We start from the raw sequence: 16,314 nt of genomic DNA, 5'->3' as shown, positions 1-16,314 counted from the left end.
CGGCCGGGAAGAAGGGAAAAGCAGAGAACCAAGCGAGGAACCCGTGATGCCGAAGGCCAATCCACGCCATCCGAAATTTCCGATTCCCGGCGGGCCGGAGTTGCGCGCCAAGGGCTGGCGGCAGGAGGCGCTGCTGCGGCTCCTCGAAAACGTGCTCGCCGTCGGCGAGGATCCCGACAATCTGATCGTCTATGCCGCGCTCGGCAAGGCCGCCCGCAACTGGGCGGCGCATAGGGGCATCGTCAAGGCGCTAACGGAGATGGATGAGGGTCAGACGCTGCTCATCCAGTCCGGCAAGCCGATCGGGCTCGTAAAGACCCATGCCCGGGCGCCGCTCGTCATCATGGCGAACTGCAACATCGTCGGGCAATGGGCAAAGGCCGAAGTGTTCTACGAGCTGCAGCGCAAAGGGCTGATCTGCTGGGGTGGGCTGACGGCAGGGGCCTGGCAATATATCGGCAGCCAGGGCGTCATCCAGGGCACCTACGAGATTTTCATGCGCATCGCCGAACGGCGTTTCGGCGGCGACCTCCACGGCCGCTTCGTGCTGACGGCCGGACTCGGCGGTATGGGCGGCGCGCAGCCGCTTGCCGGTCGCATGGCGGGCGCGGCGATCCTCTGCGTCGACATCGATCCGGAGCGGGCGCGCAAGCGCCAGCAGATCGGCTATCTCCAGGAGATCGCGCCGGATATCGATACCGCCCTTCAGATGATCGATGCAGCCGTAAAAGAGAAGCGGGCGCTGTCCGTCGGGCTCGTCGGCAATGCGGCGGAGGTTTATCCCGAGATCGCTCGGCGCGGCATCGTGCCCGATATCGTCACCGATCAGACCTCGGCGCATGACCTCGTCTATGGCTACGCACCGAAGGGCATGAGCCTTGATCAGGTCAAAGGCCTGCGCGACGACGGCCAGGGGCAATTGATGGCGGCAAGCCGCGCCTCGATCGTCGAGCATGTGACGGCGATGCTAGAGTTCCAAAAGAAGGGCTCAGAAGTCTTCGATAATGGCAACCTCATCCGCACTCAGGCGAAAGAGGGCGGTGTCACCAATGCCTTCGATATTCCAATCTTCACCGAGGCCTACCTCAGGCCGCTCTTTGCCCGGGCGATCGGCCCGTTCCGCTGGATGGCTCTGTCAGGCGAGGAGAGCGATATCGCCCGGATTGATGATCTTCTCATCGAGATGTTTCCCGATAACAAGATCATCACCAATTGGATCCGGCTGGCGCGCGAGCACGTACCCTTCGAGGGCCTGCCGTCGCGCATCGCCTGGCTCGGCCATGGCGAACGCACGATGCTGGCGCGGCGTGTCAATGCGCTGATTGCGGGCGGCGATCTCAAAGGTCCCGTCGCCTTCTCCCGCGACCATCTCGATGCCGGCGCCATGGCGCATCCGAATATCATGACCGAGCGGATGAAGGACGGCTCCGACGCGATCGCCGACTGGCCGCTGATCGATGCGATGATGCTGTGCTCCTCGATGGCCGATCTCGTCGTCGTCCATTCCGGCGGCGGCGGCTATGCCGGCTACATGACGAGCTGCGGCGTCACCGTCATCGCCGACGGCACCGACGCCGCCGACGAGCGGCTCGACCATGCGCTGACCAACGACACCGCCCTTGGTGTCATGCGCTACGCCGATGCGGGTTACGAGGAGGCGCTGGATGAGGTGGCGAAGAAAGACGTGCCCTATATCCGGCCGGATTGAGCCGGGAGGCGGATATCGGCCCATCGAGCGTCAGTCGATCAGGTTCGAAACTTCGATGAGATTGCCGTCTGGGTCTCGGAAATAAACCGAACGCAACCGTCCGGTCGCGCCGGTGCGTTCGACCGGACCTTCCTCGATCACAATGCCGGACGCCTGCAGATAGGCGATGACCCCGGCAATCGACGTTTCGGCGATGAAACAGAGATCGCCGGACCCGGGGATAGGATGTTTGGCCTTGGGTTCGAATTCGTGGCCGGCCTGATGCAGGTTGATCTTTTGGCGGCCGAATTTCAGCGCCTTGCGGCCTTCCGCGAAGGTTTCGACCGACATGCCGAGGATGCGGGAATAGAAATCGCAGGTGGCTGCGATATCGGCGACGGTCAACACCAGATGATCGAGACGGTCGATGCGGATCATGCGTTTTCCCTTGCAAGACGCTGCGCGACACAGGCGGAGATAAAGGCAAGCGCCAGCATGACAAGGGTGAAGACGACGACGGCGGCCCAGCCGCCGATTGCCCAGAACCAGCCACCCGCCGACCCCATGAGGCTGGAGCCGACGTAATAAGCCAGCATATAGAGCGACGAGGCGTGGCCCTTGGTGCCGTGCGCCAGCCTGCCGACGAGGCCGCTAGCAATGGAATGGCTCATGAAGAAGCCGGCCGTCAGCACAATAATCCCGAGGATGATCGATGGCAGCGCGGCGGAGAGCGTCAGCATGCTGCCGGCGGCCGTCAGCGCCAGACCGAAGAGCAGCACGCGAAAATGCCCGATCCGATCTCCGATGAGGCCGCCGATCGAGGCGGCGCCGATGCCGAAGAGATAAACGGTGAAGATCAAGCCGAGTTCGGTCTGATTGAGGCCGTAAGGCGGCGCCACGAGGCGGAAACCGGCATAATTGTAGATGGTCACGAAGGAGCCCATCGCCAGGAAGGCGATGGCGAAGATGAAGGGCAGCGCCGGATTGGCGAGATGGCCGAGCCAGGCCCTGACATGGAAACGCGGGTCGAAGCCCGGCCGGCGGACAAAATTCCGCGATGGCGGCAGCAGGGCGATGAAGCCGAGCGCCGCGACAAGGCCGATGGCGCCGATGAGAAACAGCGCCGGCCGCCAGCCGAGATATTCGGCGAAGATGCCGGTCAGCACGCGGCCGGACATGCCCCCAAAGGCCGTGCCGCCGACATAAAGGCCCATGGCGGCGCCGAGGCCGCGCGGATCGATCTCCTCGGCGAGATAGGCCATGGCGACGGCGGGCACGCCGCCGAGAACGAGACCTTCAACGGCGCGGATGACGAGCAGCAGGTGCCAGTTCGGCGCAAAAGCCGTGGCCACCGTCAACAAGGCCGCGCCGACCAGTGAAATCGACATCAGGCTGCGGCGACCGAGCCCTTCCGAGACGGCGGCGGCGCAGACGATGGCGAGCGCGAGGAAACCGGTGGAGAGCGACAGCGACAGCGAGCTTTCGGCCGGGCTGACGGAAAATTCCTGCGAAAAGATCGGCAGCAGCGGCTGCACGCAATAGAGAAGCGAGAAGGTGGAAAAGCCGGAGAGGAAAAGCGCCAGGCTGGCGCGGCGATAGGCACCGGTGCCGCGTGTCAAATAGCGCTTTTCTCCTGTGAGCACGGTCTTCACGGCGTGCACCGAGGGCGGCATATCTTCATCCTGACGGACTTTCGAATTCATGGGTTAGACAGGATTCAGATTTGAGCGGTGGGCCTAAAATCTGAATCCTGTTCTACATTAAAGAGTTAGAGCATGATGTCGCCCGAAAACCGCTCACACTTTTCGGCATCATGCTCTATCCGCAATATCCCAATAGGGCGGATCGCCAAAACTCTTCTTCAGATGATCGGCGATGGCGCGCAGCTTGGCCGAAGGGTTCCGACCGGCGGGATGGGCCATATAGATGAATTCGGCCTCCGGCCTGTGACCGACATCGATTTCGGCAAGCCGGCCCTCGCGAATAGCCGGGCCGGCAATGAAGGCGGGCAGCAGCGCAATGCCGAGGCCGGCGATGGCGGCGTCGCGGAGCATATCGCCGTTGTTGATGCCGAGCGCCGGTTTTGCACGGACGAGGATCGCCCCCTCCGGCGTCTGGAAGCGCCAGTCGGCGACACCGCGATTGGTGTAGAAGATACCGCGATGATTGTTCAGGTCGGCGAGCGAGCGCGGCATTCCTTGGCGGGCGAGATAATCCGGCGAGGCGCAGAGAAGGCGGCGGCTCGGCGCGAGCTTCCAGGCGACCAGCCGGCTGTCGGCGAGCGGGCCGTTGCGGATGATGGCGTCATACCCATCCGATGCGGCATCGACACGGCGATCGTCGATATCCAGCGTCAGGCGGATATCGGGATGTGCGGTGAGAAAGGGATAGAGCGCCGGACCGAGATGCATGCGGCCGAAGGTGACGGGTGCAGCAATGCGGATCGGCCCGGAGAGCGTGCCGCGCCGCTCGGCCATGTCGGCGGCGGCCTCCTCGATCTCGCGCACGATGCGCCCGGCTCGTTCCAGGAAGACCGCACCGTCCTCCGTCAGAGCAAGTTTGCGCGTCGTACGGTGCAGCAGCGTGCCGCCAAGCGCCTTCTCCAGTTCTGCCAGCCTTTCGCTGACGACGGATTTGGAGAGTCTGAGCCGCCGGGCCGCCTCGCTGACCGAGCCGGCCTCGACGACGGCAACGAAAGCGGCAATGCCTTCGACCTTGATCATTGTTCGGTCTTTCCGAATTCGAATTCCCCGATCTGGAGACTAATCCGAACGAAAGGAAAATGCCATCTTCCATTCAACGGAAGGGACGGCAGGGGCCGCCTCGCCTCAACATAGGAGATGGAACCATGAACCGCTTGAACGACAAGGTCGCAATCGTCACCGGCGCAAGCTCCGGCATCGGCCGCGTCACGGCAAAGCTCTTTGCTGCCGAAGGCGCCAAGGTCGTGGTCGGCGCCCGCCGCGAGCGCGAACTCGACAGCCTGGTCGCGGAGATCAAGGCCGAGGGTGGCGAAGCGGTGGCCGTCGCCGGCGACGTCCGGTCGGAAGACTATCACAAGGCGCTGGTCGCGGCCGCCTTGACCCATTACGGCAAGCTCGACATCGCCTTCAACAATGCCGGCATCATCGGCGAAGCGGGTCCGAGCACCGGTGTCTCGGAAGCAGGCTTCAGCGAGGCGCTGGCGGTCAATCTGACCGCATCCTTCCTCGCTGCCAAACATCAGATCGGCGCGATGGCGGAAAATGGCGGTGGTTCGGTGATCTTCACCTCGACCTTCGTCGGCTACAGCTTTGCCTTTCCGGGCGTTGCCGCCTATGCCGCCAGCAAATCCGGCCTGATCGGCCTGACGCAGGCGCTGGCCGCCGAATTCGGACAGCAGGGCGTGCGCGTCAACGCCGTCCTGCCGGGCGCCGTTGATACCGACATGTACCGGGACATGAACGATACGGCGGACAAGCAGGCTGCCATCACCAATATGCATGCGCTGAAGCGTGTCGCGACGCCTGAGGAGGTCGCCCGCTCAGTTCTCTACCTTGCCTCCGACGATGCCAGCTTCGTCACCGGCACGGCTTCGCTGGTTGACGGCGGCATTTCGATCACCCGCAGCTGAGACGGCGCGGGGCGATTTCCGGCCGGCGGGTTGGTGGTTTCTCTCCAACCCGCCGGCCGGATCAAGCGGAGCCGACGCATGTCGTTCACGCGATTGCATGTTCTACGCCAAAGGCTTAGGGTCGAGGCCGGGCAGAAAAAGGCGACGGGTAGAAAGCCATGGCTCTCAGCGGCAAACGCATCCTCCTCATCATCTCTGGCGGCATCGCCTGTTATAAGAGCCTGGATCTGATCCGCCGGCTGCGCGAGCGCGGCGCAAGTGTGCGTCCCATCATGACCAAGGGGGCACAGGAATTCGTGACACCTCTTGCCGTCGGTGCGCTGGCCGCGGATCACGTCTTCACCGATCTGTTTTCGCGGCAGGACGAACAGGATGTCGGCCATATCAGGCTGGCGCGCGACTGCGATCTCGTGCTGATTGCGCCCGCCAGCGCCGATCTGATGGCGAAGATGGCGAACGGCCTTGCCGACGATCTCGCTTCGACCGCGCTCCTGGCAACGGCGAGGCCGGTGCTTGCGGCTCCGGCGATGAACCCCAGAATGTGGGCGCATCCGGCGACCCGGCGCAATGCGGCAAGACTGCGGGAAGACGGCGTCCGCTTTGTCGGGCCGATGGCTGGCGAGATGGCGGAAAGCCACGAGGCCGGGCTCGGCCGCATGGCGGAACCGCTCGACATCGTCGCTGCCGCCGAAACCATGCTCGAGGACGGGGAAAAACCGCTGAAAGGACGCAAGGCGATCGTCACCTCAGGACCGACGCATGAGCCGATCGACCCCGTGCGCTACATCGCCAACCGCTCCTCCGGCCGGCAAGGCCATGCGATCGCTGCAGCGCTTGCCAAACTGGGGGCCGAGGTGACGCTCGTCTCCGGGCCGGTGGCGATCGCCGACCCCGTCGGCGTCCACACCGTGCATGTCGAGCGGGCGGAGGAAATGCGTGATGCCGTGCTGGCGGCGCTGCCGGCCGATATCGCCGTGATGGTGGCAGCGGTGGCGGACTGGCGCGTCGCTTCGGCCGCCGATCAGAAGCTGAAGAAACATCCGGGCGAATCCATTCCGACGCTGGCGCTGACGGAAAATCCCGACATTCTCAAAACCGTCGGCCATCATACGATGCGGCCGAAACTGGTGATCGGCTTTGCCGCCGAGACGCAGGACGTGGAGAGCAATGCAAGGGCGAAACTCGAGAGGAAGGGCGCCGACATGATCGTCGCCAACGACGTTTCTCCGGCGACCTGCATCATGGGCGGCAGCCGCAACAGCGTCAGACTCATCCGCCACGACGGCGTCGAACGGTGGCCCGACCTGGCGAAGGAAGAGGTTGCCGAAAGATTGGCGGCGCTGATCGCCGAGCATTTCCACGCATAGTTCGCAAAACTGTGCAGCGGTTTGCGACAAAGACATGCGTGAAAACCAACACCTAAAGCGTGACAAGCTGATCTGAACGATCGCGGACGCTTTAGAAAATCGCTTTCGATTTTCGACGAAGATTATGCGGAGGCGGCCAAAGGCTGCAGCTTGGCGACGCTCCGATTTTCCGGCCGGAAATCGGCGACGTTGATACCGTTTTTGCCGACGGTGACGGCGCTGCCATCGGGAATTTCCGCCCAGGCGTCGACATCGTCGTTCAACGGCTCGGAGACGAGGCAATAGCCGGCGCCGACCGGCGAGGCATAAAGCGTCGGGGCCTTGCGATCCGTGGCATAGCGTATCGCATAGAGCGTATTGCCGTCGGAGAAGGCGGCGGTGAAGCGCAGCAGGATCGAGCCGATGGTGTTTTCGGCCAGATCTTCGACGAAGCCGACCATACTAGCCATCGCGGCGATCGGCGCCTCGCGCAGGCCGAACTGGAGCGCCAGCAGGAACATCAGCTCGGAATCGGTCGTGCCGCTGCGGGCGTTGAACAGCTCGTCGTCAAGCATCGCCTCCATTGGCCGGCGCAGGCGCTCGAAGCCGGATATCTGGCCGTTATGCATGAAGGACCAGGTCTCATGGGTGAAGGGATGGCAATTGTCCCGGCGCGTGCCGCCGCCGGTGGCGGCGCGGACATGGGCGAGAAAGAGCGGCGAGCGGATCTGCCGCGCCAGGCTCTTCAGATTGCAATCAGACCATGCCGGCAGGATGTCTCGGTAGCGGCCGGGTTCTGGCCTGTCGCCATACCAGGCGATGCCGAAGCCGTCGCCATTGGTCGCCGTCTTGGCGCGGGTGGCGCAGTGGGACTGCTCGATCAGCGAATGGGCGGGCGAAGATACCAGCTCCTCGAGATAGAGAGGGTCTCCGTGATAGGCTGCCCAGCGACACATGGCTCTTTGCTCCGGAACCCGCGGCATCGGCGGGCATGCTCTAAATTGTCGAACGCCACGGCTAATAACAGCTTAACGCGCGACCGATTTGCAAGCAGATCATGACGGTTTGGTGACGGATGCCGGCTTCAAATTCGGCGAAAGCCTGTGTTCTTTTGTGAATGCCTGGCATTCATCGAATCCTTGCGTCAAGGGTATTTCTACTTGCATCTGACACGAATCGTCCTACCTTGGGTCTATCAGCAACGGAACGAAAGGAAGGTGATCCAATGTCTAATGAGATTTCGGACCTCGTATCGGGCATGGAAGAGGTGACGAAAGCGAGGCAGCCCTCGCTCTAAAACCCGCCTTCCTGGGGCTGCTTTGACAGTCCAGGCCAGTTCGAGGCCAAACTCATGGAAAGGGTCGCCGAGGCGGCCCTTTTTTATTGCCTGAATTTCCGACATTGACGGACGATCGGGATTCTTCTACTCATAAAGTCATCAGATGACTTTATGAGTAGAAGATGCAGGCGGTCAGCAAGACCAATCTCGCCGATGAGGCGATCGAGGCAATCCGCAGCGACATTGTCGGCAAGCGCTGGGCGGTCGGCGACAAGCTGCCGAACGAGGCCTCGCTGTCGGCCATGCTCTCCGTCAGCCGCGGCACGGTGCGCGAGGCGGTGCGGGTGCTTGTCTCCCAGGGTTATCTCGAAACCCGGCAGGGGTCGGGCACCTATGTGCGTTCGACCAGCGACGCCGGCCGGCCGCTGACCATGGCGCGGCGCGCGAGCCTGCGCGATCAGTTCGAAGCGCGCTTAGCACTCGATGTCGAGGCGGCACGCCTGACGGCGATGCGCAAGACGGCGGAGACGATTGCCGAGCTGCGCCGGCTGCTGAATGAACGCGGCAGTTACGCCGGCGGCGATGAAGCCGCCTTCATCGAACGGGACCTCGCCTTCCACAAGGCGGTCATCGCTGCTTCCGGCAATCGGGCGATGATCGAAATCTACGCTTTCTTCTCGGCCTCGATCACCGACACCATTGCGGCGACGCTCGGCAAGGATATTCCCGAACCCGACATGCAGGCGCATGTCGATATCGTCGATGCGATCGACACCGGCGATCCCGACCAGGCGGATGCCGCGGTGCGCCGCTTCATGGCGCCCGTTCTTGCGGCACTCGACCGGATGATCCTGTCATGAATACACCTTCCAACGCTGCCGCCATCACGCTTGATGTGGCCGAGGAATTGCTGATCGATGCCGAGTCCGGCAGCCTTCCCGCCCAGCAGGCAACGCCGGTGCGGAATGGTGCGGCCAGTTTGCTGCTCGGCGCCAGCCTCGTGCTGATCGCTTTCAACCTGCGCCCGGTGTTTTCGAGCGCCTCGGCGCTCCTGCCGGAGATTCGCTCCGAACTCGGGCTGAGCGCGCTCGGCGCCAGCCTGCTGACGACGCTTCCGGTCGTCTGCCTCGGCGTCTTCTCGCCGCTTGCACCGCGTCTTGCCCAGCGCATCGGAACCGAACGCACACTGCTCGGCGTTCTCCTGCTGCTTGCGCTCGGCACAGCTTTTCGCGGGCTTTCCTCCCTGCCGCTGCTCTTTATCGGCACGGCGCTTGCCGGTGCCTGCATCGCCGTCGGCAACGTGCTGCTGCCGGGACTGGTGAAGCGGGACTTCCCCACGCGCGCCGCGCTGATGACCGGCTTTTATACGATGGCGCTCTGCGCAGGTGCGGCCAGTGCGGCCGGGCTGACGCTGCCGATCGAACATGCTCTCGGCGGCTCTCTCGGCGGCGCGCTGGCCGCCTGGGCACTGCCGGCGCTCGCCGTCGGTCTGATCTGGCTGCCGCAGGTCCTTCGCAGCGGCGCCGGAGCAAGGCGAAACGGCTTTCGCGTCGACGGACTCTGGCGGGACCGGCTGGCCTGGCAGGTTACGCTGTTCATGGGGCTGCAATCGGCGCTTGCCTACTGCGTCTTCGGCTGGCTGGTTCCGATCCTGCGCGAACGCGGGCTCGACGGCGTCACGGCCGGGGCGATCGTATCGCTCTCGGTGATGGTGCAGGCGGCCTCCTGCCTCGTCGTGCCGCATATCGCCGTGCGCGGCCGGGATCAGCGATTGATCAATGCCGGCCTCTGCGGCGTCGCCGTCATGGCTCTGCTTGGACTGCTCTTTGCGCCGCTTTCGAGCGTCTGGCTGTGGGCGGTGCTGCAAGGCATCGGCCAGGGCGGACTGATCGCGGCCGCCATGACGACGATCGTGCTGCGCTCGCGCGATCCCGATGTTGCCGCCCATCTCTCCGGCATGGCGCAATGCGTCGGCTATCTGCTCGCCGCAATCGGCCCGCTGATCGTCGGCCTCATCCGCGGCTGGACCGGAAGCTTTTCCTGGTGTGCGGTTCTCTTCATCGCGCTCGGGCTCGGGGCCGCGATCAACGGCTGGAGGGCCGGCCGGGCGCTGGAGGTGAATGTGCATGCGGTCGAGAAAGTCTAGGCTCACCGGCCCATCACCATCTCTTGATGCCGGTCGCCAGGCGCGGATGCTACGCTATCTCAGCCTGCATCCGCCGGAGGACAAGTCGTGCGCATACGAACCCTGTTTCTGCTCACCGCGTTGATGGCATCGCTGGGGCCTGCCCTTTCGCCGGCGCAGGAACGCGGCGGGCGCCAGGCAAATGTCGAGCGCAGTGCGCGCGACGGCGTGCTGAAGCTGCTGCCGGCCGACTCCGTCACGGAGCACGAGTTGACGGCCGACGGCCGGAAGATCGCCTATACCGCGACCGCCGGCACTCTTGATCTCTTCGGTCAGGACGGAGCGCAGACCGGAGCGATCTTCTACACCGCCTATGTCGCCAAGGGTGACGGGGCGGATCGGCCGCTGACCTTTGCCTTCAACGGCGGGCCGGGCGCAGCCTCCGCCTTTCTGCATCTCGGGCTGGTCGGGCCTAAAGTGCTCGATTTCGGGCCGCAGGCACGCGACGGCGCCTATGCCAAACTCGTCGACAACCCGCACAGCTGGCTCGACTTTACCGATCTCGTGCTGATCGATCCGATCGGCACCGGCTGGAGCCGGACGGCAAAGGCCGACGACGCCTCCAACTATTACAACGTCAACTCGGATGCCCAGAGCATCGCCAAGGCAATCGCGCTCTATATCGCGCATAACAACCGTTCCAACTCGCCGAAATATCTGCTCGGCGAGAGTTACGGCGGTTTCCGCGCCGCCAAGGTTGCCTCCACCCTGCAGGAAAGCCAAGGCATTGTCGTCGCCGGCGCCGTGATGCTCTCGCCGCTGCTCGAGGGGCAGCTGATGTTCAATGCCGACCAGTTCGCGCTCGGCGCGGCGCTCGAGCTGCCGTCGCTGGCTGCCGCCGAACTCGACCGGCAAAATGCCTTCGACGAGGAGAAGCAGAGGCAAGCGGAGCGTTTCGCGCTCGGCGATTATTTGACGACGCTCGCCGGCCCGCCGCCGACCGGCGCCGATGCTGCATCCTTCTATGGCAGGGTCGCCGGGCTCACCGGCATTCCGCAGGATATCGTCGCCCGCAACCGCGGCTTCCTCGGCAATTCCTTCGTCAAGCACTCGGACAGCGACGGTCAGGTGACAAGCCCCTACGATGCCTCCTTCGCGGCGCCCGATCCTTACCCGGAATCGGATTACGACCGCGGCGACGACGCCATCCTCGACGGCTTCACCCGCGCCTATGGCGGCGCCTTCGCCGATTATGCCCGCAACGAGCTCGGCTTCAAAACCGAGATGACCTATTCGCTGCTCGACGGCGATATCAGCCGGCGCTGGGAATGGGGTGGCGGCCGCGGCGGCGGATCACGCTTCCAGGCGAGCGCGACCGACGACATCAGGCAGCTGCTCGCCTCGAACACGGCCTTCCATCTGCTGATCGCGCATGGCTACAGCGATCTGGTGACGCCTTACAGCGTCAGCCGCTATGTGGTCGACCACCTGCCGCCGTCGCTCGCCGATGGCCGCGTCGGGCTGAAGCTCTATCATGGCGGCCATATGTTCTACACGCAAGCCGATCAACGGGCCGCCTTCACGGCGGATGCCAAGGCCTTCTATGCCGCACGCCCGGCCGCACAACCGGCGGATTGAGGAGTTGCCGATGCATATAACGGGAGGATGTCATTGCGGGGCGATCCGTTATCAGGCGGAAATCGATCCGGAGCGGGTCACGATCTGCCACTGCACCGATTGCCAGCGATTGACGGGCTCGGCCTATCGCGTCACCGCGCCGGCGCAACCGCAAAGCTTCACGCTTGTTTCGGGCGAACCGCGTAGCTATGCGAAGCATGGCGACAGCGGCGCCCTCAGCCGGCAATTCTTCTGTCCGAATTGCGGATCGCCGCTCTATCGTACGGATGGCGAAGGCCGTGCGATCGGCATCCGTCTCGGCGGCATCGACCAGCGGCGGGACCTGACCCCAAAGAAACAGATATGGTGCCGGTCGGCTCTGCCGTGGGTGGAAAATATTCAGCCGCTGCCGCGGTTTCATGGCGAGGACTAGCGGAAGCAGGACGACTATGACCTGAGGAAGGGAGTCGTAGGCCGCAATCGGTTATCAGCCACTTAATCAGCACGTTGAGTCGCGAGACCACCACGGTGATGAGCCTGTGCGAGAGCGCAAGCCAAAGACCGCCCCCTTCGTTCGCGACTTCTACTGCCTTCCCGGAACTGAGCGGTGTGAACCCGACCGTCGCGCGAACATCAAAAGGAGAACCCGCTAATATTGCTCTAATTTTAGCTCGAACTGACTAAGTGCATTCAAGATCAATTTATAGTATATATAACTCGAGGGGAGAATCGCGCATACGTCGCGACGGGCTACCGCAATACTCAACGGAATTCTGCTGAATTTTACATCCTTGTATTGTATTTTGCGGACGTAATCTTCAGAGACTCTATTACGACGGCCTTAGATTGGGACTCTAGTCGTAACGCGTATAGGGACTTTAGTCCTAATACCCTCCAACTGTGAATGAGCTAGTCCTCTCGATCGACCACAATCGCAGTCGATCGAGAGCTCTAGGTTCAATACGCAAGAGGGTGGGTCCGGGGATGCAGTTCGGCATCCGGGCTCTGTGACCCTCTGCGAGCTAGCCGAGGGAGAAGCTCCATGGCACTCGATATCACAACTCAAGATCTCATCATCGACGAAACCCCCAGTTTGCAGGACGACGACGTCAACCCAGCGATTGCGCCACATAACAATGCGACGGTGCAATATCTGTTGAGCCTCGACGCTGCCGGTGGGCTGACCACGCCGGAGGTCGCCTACCAGAGCAATTTCGTCGTGGCCTCGGCGAGCGCCGGGGAAACCATCAGCGCGGTCGTTCTCACCCAGAACTCTTCCGGGACCCCGTACTCCACCACGGACGGCGTCAACAGCGGCCTTCGCACGGTCGACGGCAATTACATCTGGCTGTTTCAGGATGCGACGCATCCAAACGTCGTAATCGGCGTCATCGGAACCACCAACGCGGCCACCGAGCCGGCCGAGACCGGGCCGCTCGCCTTCTCGCTGGCGCTGGTCGGCACCGGCGCCACTGCCGACCTCTACACCGTCCAGTACGTGCCGTTGTTCCATCTCGATCCGAACAACGCCGACGACCGCATCGATCTGACCAACAAGGTGTTTGCGTCGGTTACGGCAACCTCGGTGGTCAACTTCAGCCAGCTTGGCGACGCTCCGTCCGGGCATAACAACTGGTATATTCTCGACGCCGACGCAGCCAGCCCGCAGAAGATCCTCGTCACCGCTCACGACAATGGCGTGCAGGCGGAAGTCAACGTCAGCACGCAGGGCCTCGGTGTCGCATCCCAGGACGTTCGCTTCGGCCGCGAGCTCCAGATCGACCTGATCACCGGCGGCACCCAGAGCGCGGGCAAGGATTTCACCAACACGCCAACCGCGCCCGACTACGGCTCTCACATCGAGAACGTCTTCAGCGCCGGCTTCTCGGTCTCACAGTCGACACCGACCGGCACCGTCGCCGACATCGAGATCCACGCTTATAACAATGACGACAATGTCGAAGGCGCTGCCTTCCCCACAGACGATAACGATACCGAGATCAACATCACCGGCGTGACATTCAAGCTGAACGGCGTCACAAAAACGGCCGCGGAGCTCGGTATCACGGTCAACCTCACCGGCACCGGACTGATCCTTGAGAATGTCGGAGAGGGCGTGACGGTCGATTTCACGACCGCGGGCGGAGCTGGCGGAACCTTCGACCGATTTACCATCAAGAATATCGACACCGAGAAAGACTTCTTCGATGTGAAGGAGGTGCACTTCAGCGGTGCTGTGGGCAACGCCTACAATGAAGAAGTTGGGTCGTTCATCAACTTCGACGATGACGGGCCTAGCATCACGGCAACCGGCACCCCGCCGCAACTGACAGTGGACGAGACCGTCCTGGCGACCAACGCCAGCGCCGACTTCTCGACCTTCTTCACCTCGAATGCGGGGGCCGATGGCGGCGCCGCAACCGCTATCACTTATGCGCTCGGCATCAGCCAGGCCGGCAGTGCCAGCGGCCTCACCGACACCGCAACCGGCCAGTCCGTGCTGCTCTTCCTCGAAGGCGGCAATGTCGTCGGACGCGCCGGATCCGCCGCCGGCGCAATCGTCTTCACCGTCAGCGTCAGCGCTGCCGGCGTCGTCACCCTCGATCAGCAACGGGCAATCGTTCATGCGGACGCCACTAACCCGGATGACAGCCGAACCCTGGCGGCCGCCAACCTCGTCACCCTGACCGCCACCATCACCGATCGTGACGGCGATCACGCCCCGGCCACCCACAATATCGGCCAGAACCTCAACTTCAAAGATGACGGGCCTAGTATTACGGCAAGCGGCACTCCACCGCAGGTGACAGTCGACGAGACCGTCCTGACGACCAACGCCACCGGTGACTTCTCAACCTCCTTCACCTCGAATGCGGGGGCCGATGGCGCCGCTGCCACCACCTATGCACTCGGCATCAGCCAGGCCGGCAGTGCCAGCGGCCTCACCGACACCGCAACCGGCCAGTCCGTGCTGCTCTACCTCGAAGGCGGCAATGTCGTCGGACGCGCCGGATCCGCCGCCGGCGCGGTCGTCTTCACCGTCAGCGTCAGCACTGCAGGCGTCGTCACCCTGGACCAGCAAAGGGCAATCGTCCATGCCAATGCCAGCGACCCGGATGACAGCACCACCCTGGCGGCCGCCAACCTCGTCACCCTGACCGCCACCATCACCGACCGTGACGGCGATCAGGCCTCGGCCAGCCGCAATATCGGCCAGAACCTCAACTTCGAGGATGACGGGCCGACGATCACCAAGCCGTTCGACGGTAACCCGGCTACCCTGGCTATCGAGCATGAGACCCTGGCCAATGTACTCAACGCATCGGCGAGCGGCGCCTTCGGCTATGATATCGGCGCGGACATTCATCCGGCCGCGTTCTATACGAATGGCGGCTCCGACTTCGTCGACCAGGACACCCAGACAGCCGGCGTCCAGATCGGACTGACCGGCACGATCACCGGCGGCGGCGGCGGCAGTCTTCTCAGTTCGAATGTAACGCTCGCCTCGGAGAGCCTGACTTCCGCAACGTTCAACTTCACCTTCACCTATGACAAGGACCCGGCGTCCGGCAACCAGGTCGGAACGGCAGGCGGCACCCTGGTCTTCGACAAGGTCGCCGACACCTACACGATCCAGCTGACGGATCCGCTCGAAGGCTTCAGCTTCGACGTGCTCCACACCAGCGAACTCTTGTCCAAGGAGCCGACGGGCAATACCGGCCATCCTGAGATCGTGGTGGAAAAACTGCAGGCGGATGATCCGAACACAACGGCGGACGAAGACTTCTACGTACAGTTCACCGGCAACCTGATCGACAAATCCCACCCGTTCAGCCTCACGACCAATGGCGAGGGGTCATCCAGTGATACCGTCTTCACCCCCGGCGGGCACGAGATGGTCAGCAACACCAACGAAACCTGGGTGTCGGCGACGCAGAGCACCAACGGTGTCGCCGGCGACACGATCCAGAAAGACGAACTGCTGACCTTGCGGTTCTTCAACAGCAATGTCGGCATCGCCAACGAAGTCACGACCCCGACGGCGACCGCCGGCGCGATGGCCATCAAGTTCGATGGCATCGGCAGCAGCGAGGATCTGATGCTAATCCTCAACCTGATCGACAAGAACGGCGCCGACAACATAGCCGGCAACGCGGACGACAACTCGACGATCACCCGGGCGATGTATGTGTCGAACGCCGATATCTACAAGACCGGCCAGGTTCCGGCGCCGTATAATACCGAGTTCACGCTCGACAATAATGACGGCCTCGTGATTGTCGAGCAGAACGACTACAACGCCGCCGGCGAAGACTACGTGTTGCAGGGTGCGCAAATCATGCAGTCGGGCAATGGGATCACCGGCACCGCTGCGGCGATCGACCTCAACAGCGTGACCGGCGCCAATGGCGGCAGCAATGCGACGTCAAGTCTGGTCGACTTCGATGCCACCGATAACGACGTGCTGAAGATCACCGATATCGGCTTCACCTCGACCGTGACGCAGACGCCGAACGCCAATCTCGACTTCGCCTTCAATGTGGTGGACGCCGATGGCGATCAGACAGCGATGCAGCACATCCTTGTCGACGTCGCCTGACAACTGACCAAACGGGGGCAGCATTCGCTGCCCCCGTGATCCATCGC

Annotated in this window: 12 protein-coding genes; 8 read left to right on the top strand and 4 right to left on the bottom strand. The window is 63.0% G+C overall.

What is annotated here, in order from left to right:
- Positions 1-46: 46 nt before the first annotated feature.
- Complete coding sequence (locus tag RHE_RS01755) at positions 47-1,708, top strand: urocanate hydratase (protein WP_011423731.1); 1,662 nt, start codon at positions 47-49, stop codon at positions 1,706-1,708.
- A gap of 30 nt (positions 1,709-1,738) precedes the next feature.
- On the opposite strand, the gene RHE_RS01750 is transcribed toward RHE_RS01755, so the two are convergent.
- The 3 genes from RHE_RS01750 to RHE_RS01740 form a co-directional block, all read right to left on the bottom strand.
- The gene (locus tag RHE_RS01750; RefSeq protein ID WP_011423730.1) at positions 1,739-2,125 is read right to left on the bottom strand and encodes a VOC family protein; all 387 of its coding nucleotides are present in this window, start codon (positions 2,123-2,125) and stop codon (positions 1,739-1,741) included.
- Complete coding sequence (locus RHE_RS01745) at positions 2,122-3,360, bottom strand: MFS transporter (RefSeq protein WP_011423729.1); 1,239 nt, start codon at positions 3,358-3,360, stop codon at positions 2,122-2,124. Before RHE_RS01745 ends, RHE_RS01750 begins: the two co-directional genes overlap by 4 nt.
- A gap of 138 nt (positions 3,361-3,498) precedes the next feature.
- Positions 3,499-4,410 (bottom strand): LysR family transcriptional regulator, encoded by a 912-nt coding sequence (locus RHE_RS01740; RefSeq protein ID WP_011423728.1) that lies wholly within the window; start codon positions 4,408-4,410, stop codon positions 3,499-3,501.
- Between the two features lie 125 nt (positions 4,411-4,535).
- Between RHE_RS01740 and RHE_RS01735 the strand changes: the two genes are divergently transcribed.
- Complete coding sequence (locus RHE_RS01735; protein WP_011423727.1) at positions 4,536-5,300, top strand: SDR family oxidoreductase; 765 nt, start codon at positions 4,536-4,538, stop codon at positions 5,298-5,300.
- Between the two features lie 158 nt (positions 5,301-5,458).
- On the top strand, positions 5,459-6,667 hold the full coding sequence (gene coaBC, locus RHE_RS01730) for a bifunctional phosphopantothenoylcysteine decarboxylase/phosphopantothenate--cysteine ligase CoaBC (RefSeq protein ID WP_011423726.1): 1,209 nt from the start codon (positions 5,459-5,461) through the stop codon (positions 6,665-6,667).
- A gap of 122 nt (positions 6,668-6,789) precedes the next feature.
- Here the strand turns inward: coaBC and RHE_RS01725 are convergent, their stop codons facing one another.
- On the bottom strand, positions 6,790-7,602 hold the full coding sequence (locus RHE_RS01725; protein WP_011423725.1) for a class II glutamine amidotransferase: 813 nt from the start codon (positions 7,600-7,602) through the stop codon (positions 6,790-6,792).
- A gap of 505 nt (positions 7,603-8,107) precedes the next feature.
- Between RHE_RS01725 and RHE_RS01720 the strand changes: the two genes are divergently transcribed.
- From RHE_RS01720 to RHE_RS01700, 5 genes are all read left to right on the top strand, one after another.
- Positions 8,108-8,785, top strand: coding sequence for a FadR/GntR family transcriptional regulator (locus RHE_RS01720; RefSeq protein WP_011423724.1), 678 nt, complete (start codon positions 8,108-8,110; stop codon positions 8,783-8,785).
- Positions 8,782-10,071 (top strand): CynX/NimT family MFS transporter, encoded by a 1,290-nt coding sequence (locus RHE_RS01715; protein WP_011423723.1) that lies wholly within the window; start codon positions 8,782-8,784, stop codon positions 10,069-10,071. Before RHE_RS01720 ends, RHE_RS01715 begins: the two co-directional genes overlap by 4 nt.
- Before the next feature lie 87 nt (positions 10,072-10,158).
- Positions 10,159-11,688, top strand: a complete 1,530-nt coding sequence (locus RHE_RS01710) for a S10 family peptidase (RefSeq protein ID WP_041678529.1) — start codon at positions 10,159-10,161, stop codon at positions 11,686-11,688.
- Between the two features lie 10 nt (positions 11,689-11,698).
- On the top strand, positions 11,699-12,100 hold the full coding sequence (locus RHE_RS01705) for a GFA family protein (RefSeq protein WP_011423721.1): 402 nt from the start codon (positions 11,699-11,701) through the stop codon (positions 12,098-12,100).
- A 609-nt stretch (positions 12,101-12,709) separates the two neighbouring features.
- Positions 12,710-16,267, top strand: a complete 3,558-nt coding sequence (locus RHE_RS01700; RefSeq protein WP_011423720.1) for a DUF5801 repeats-in-toxin domain-containing protein — start codon at positions 12,710-12,712, stop codon at positions 16,265-16,267.
- Positions 16,268-16,314 lie beyond the last annotated feature (47 nt).

It is taken from the genome of Rhizobium etli CFN 42 (genome assembly GCF_000092045.1).
Taxonomy (GTDB): domain Bacteria; phylum Pseudomonadota; class Alphaproteobacteria; order Rhizobiales; family Rhizobiaceae; genus Rhizobium; species Rhizobium etli.
The sequence above is the reverse complement of the archived record's forward strand: the minus strand, read 5'-3'. Positions and strand labels throughout refer to the sequence as shown.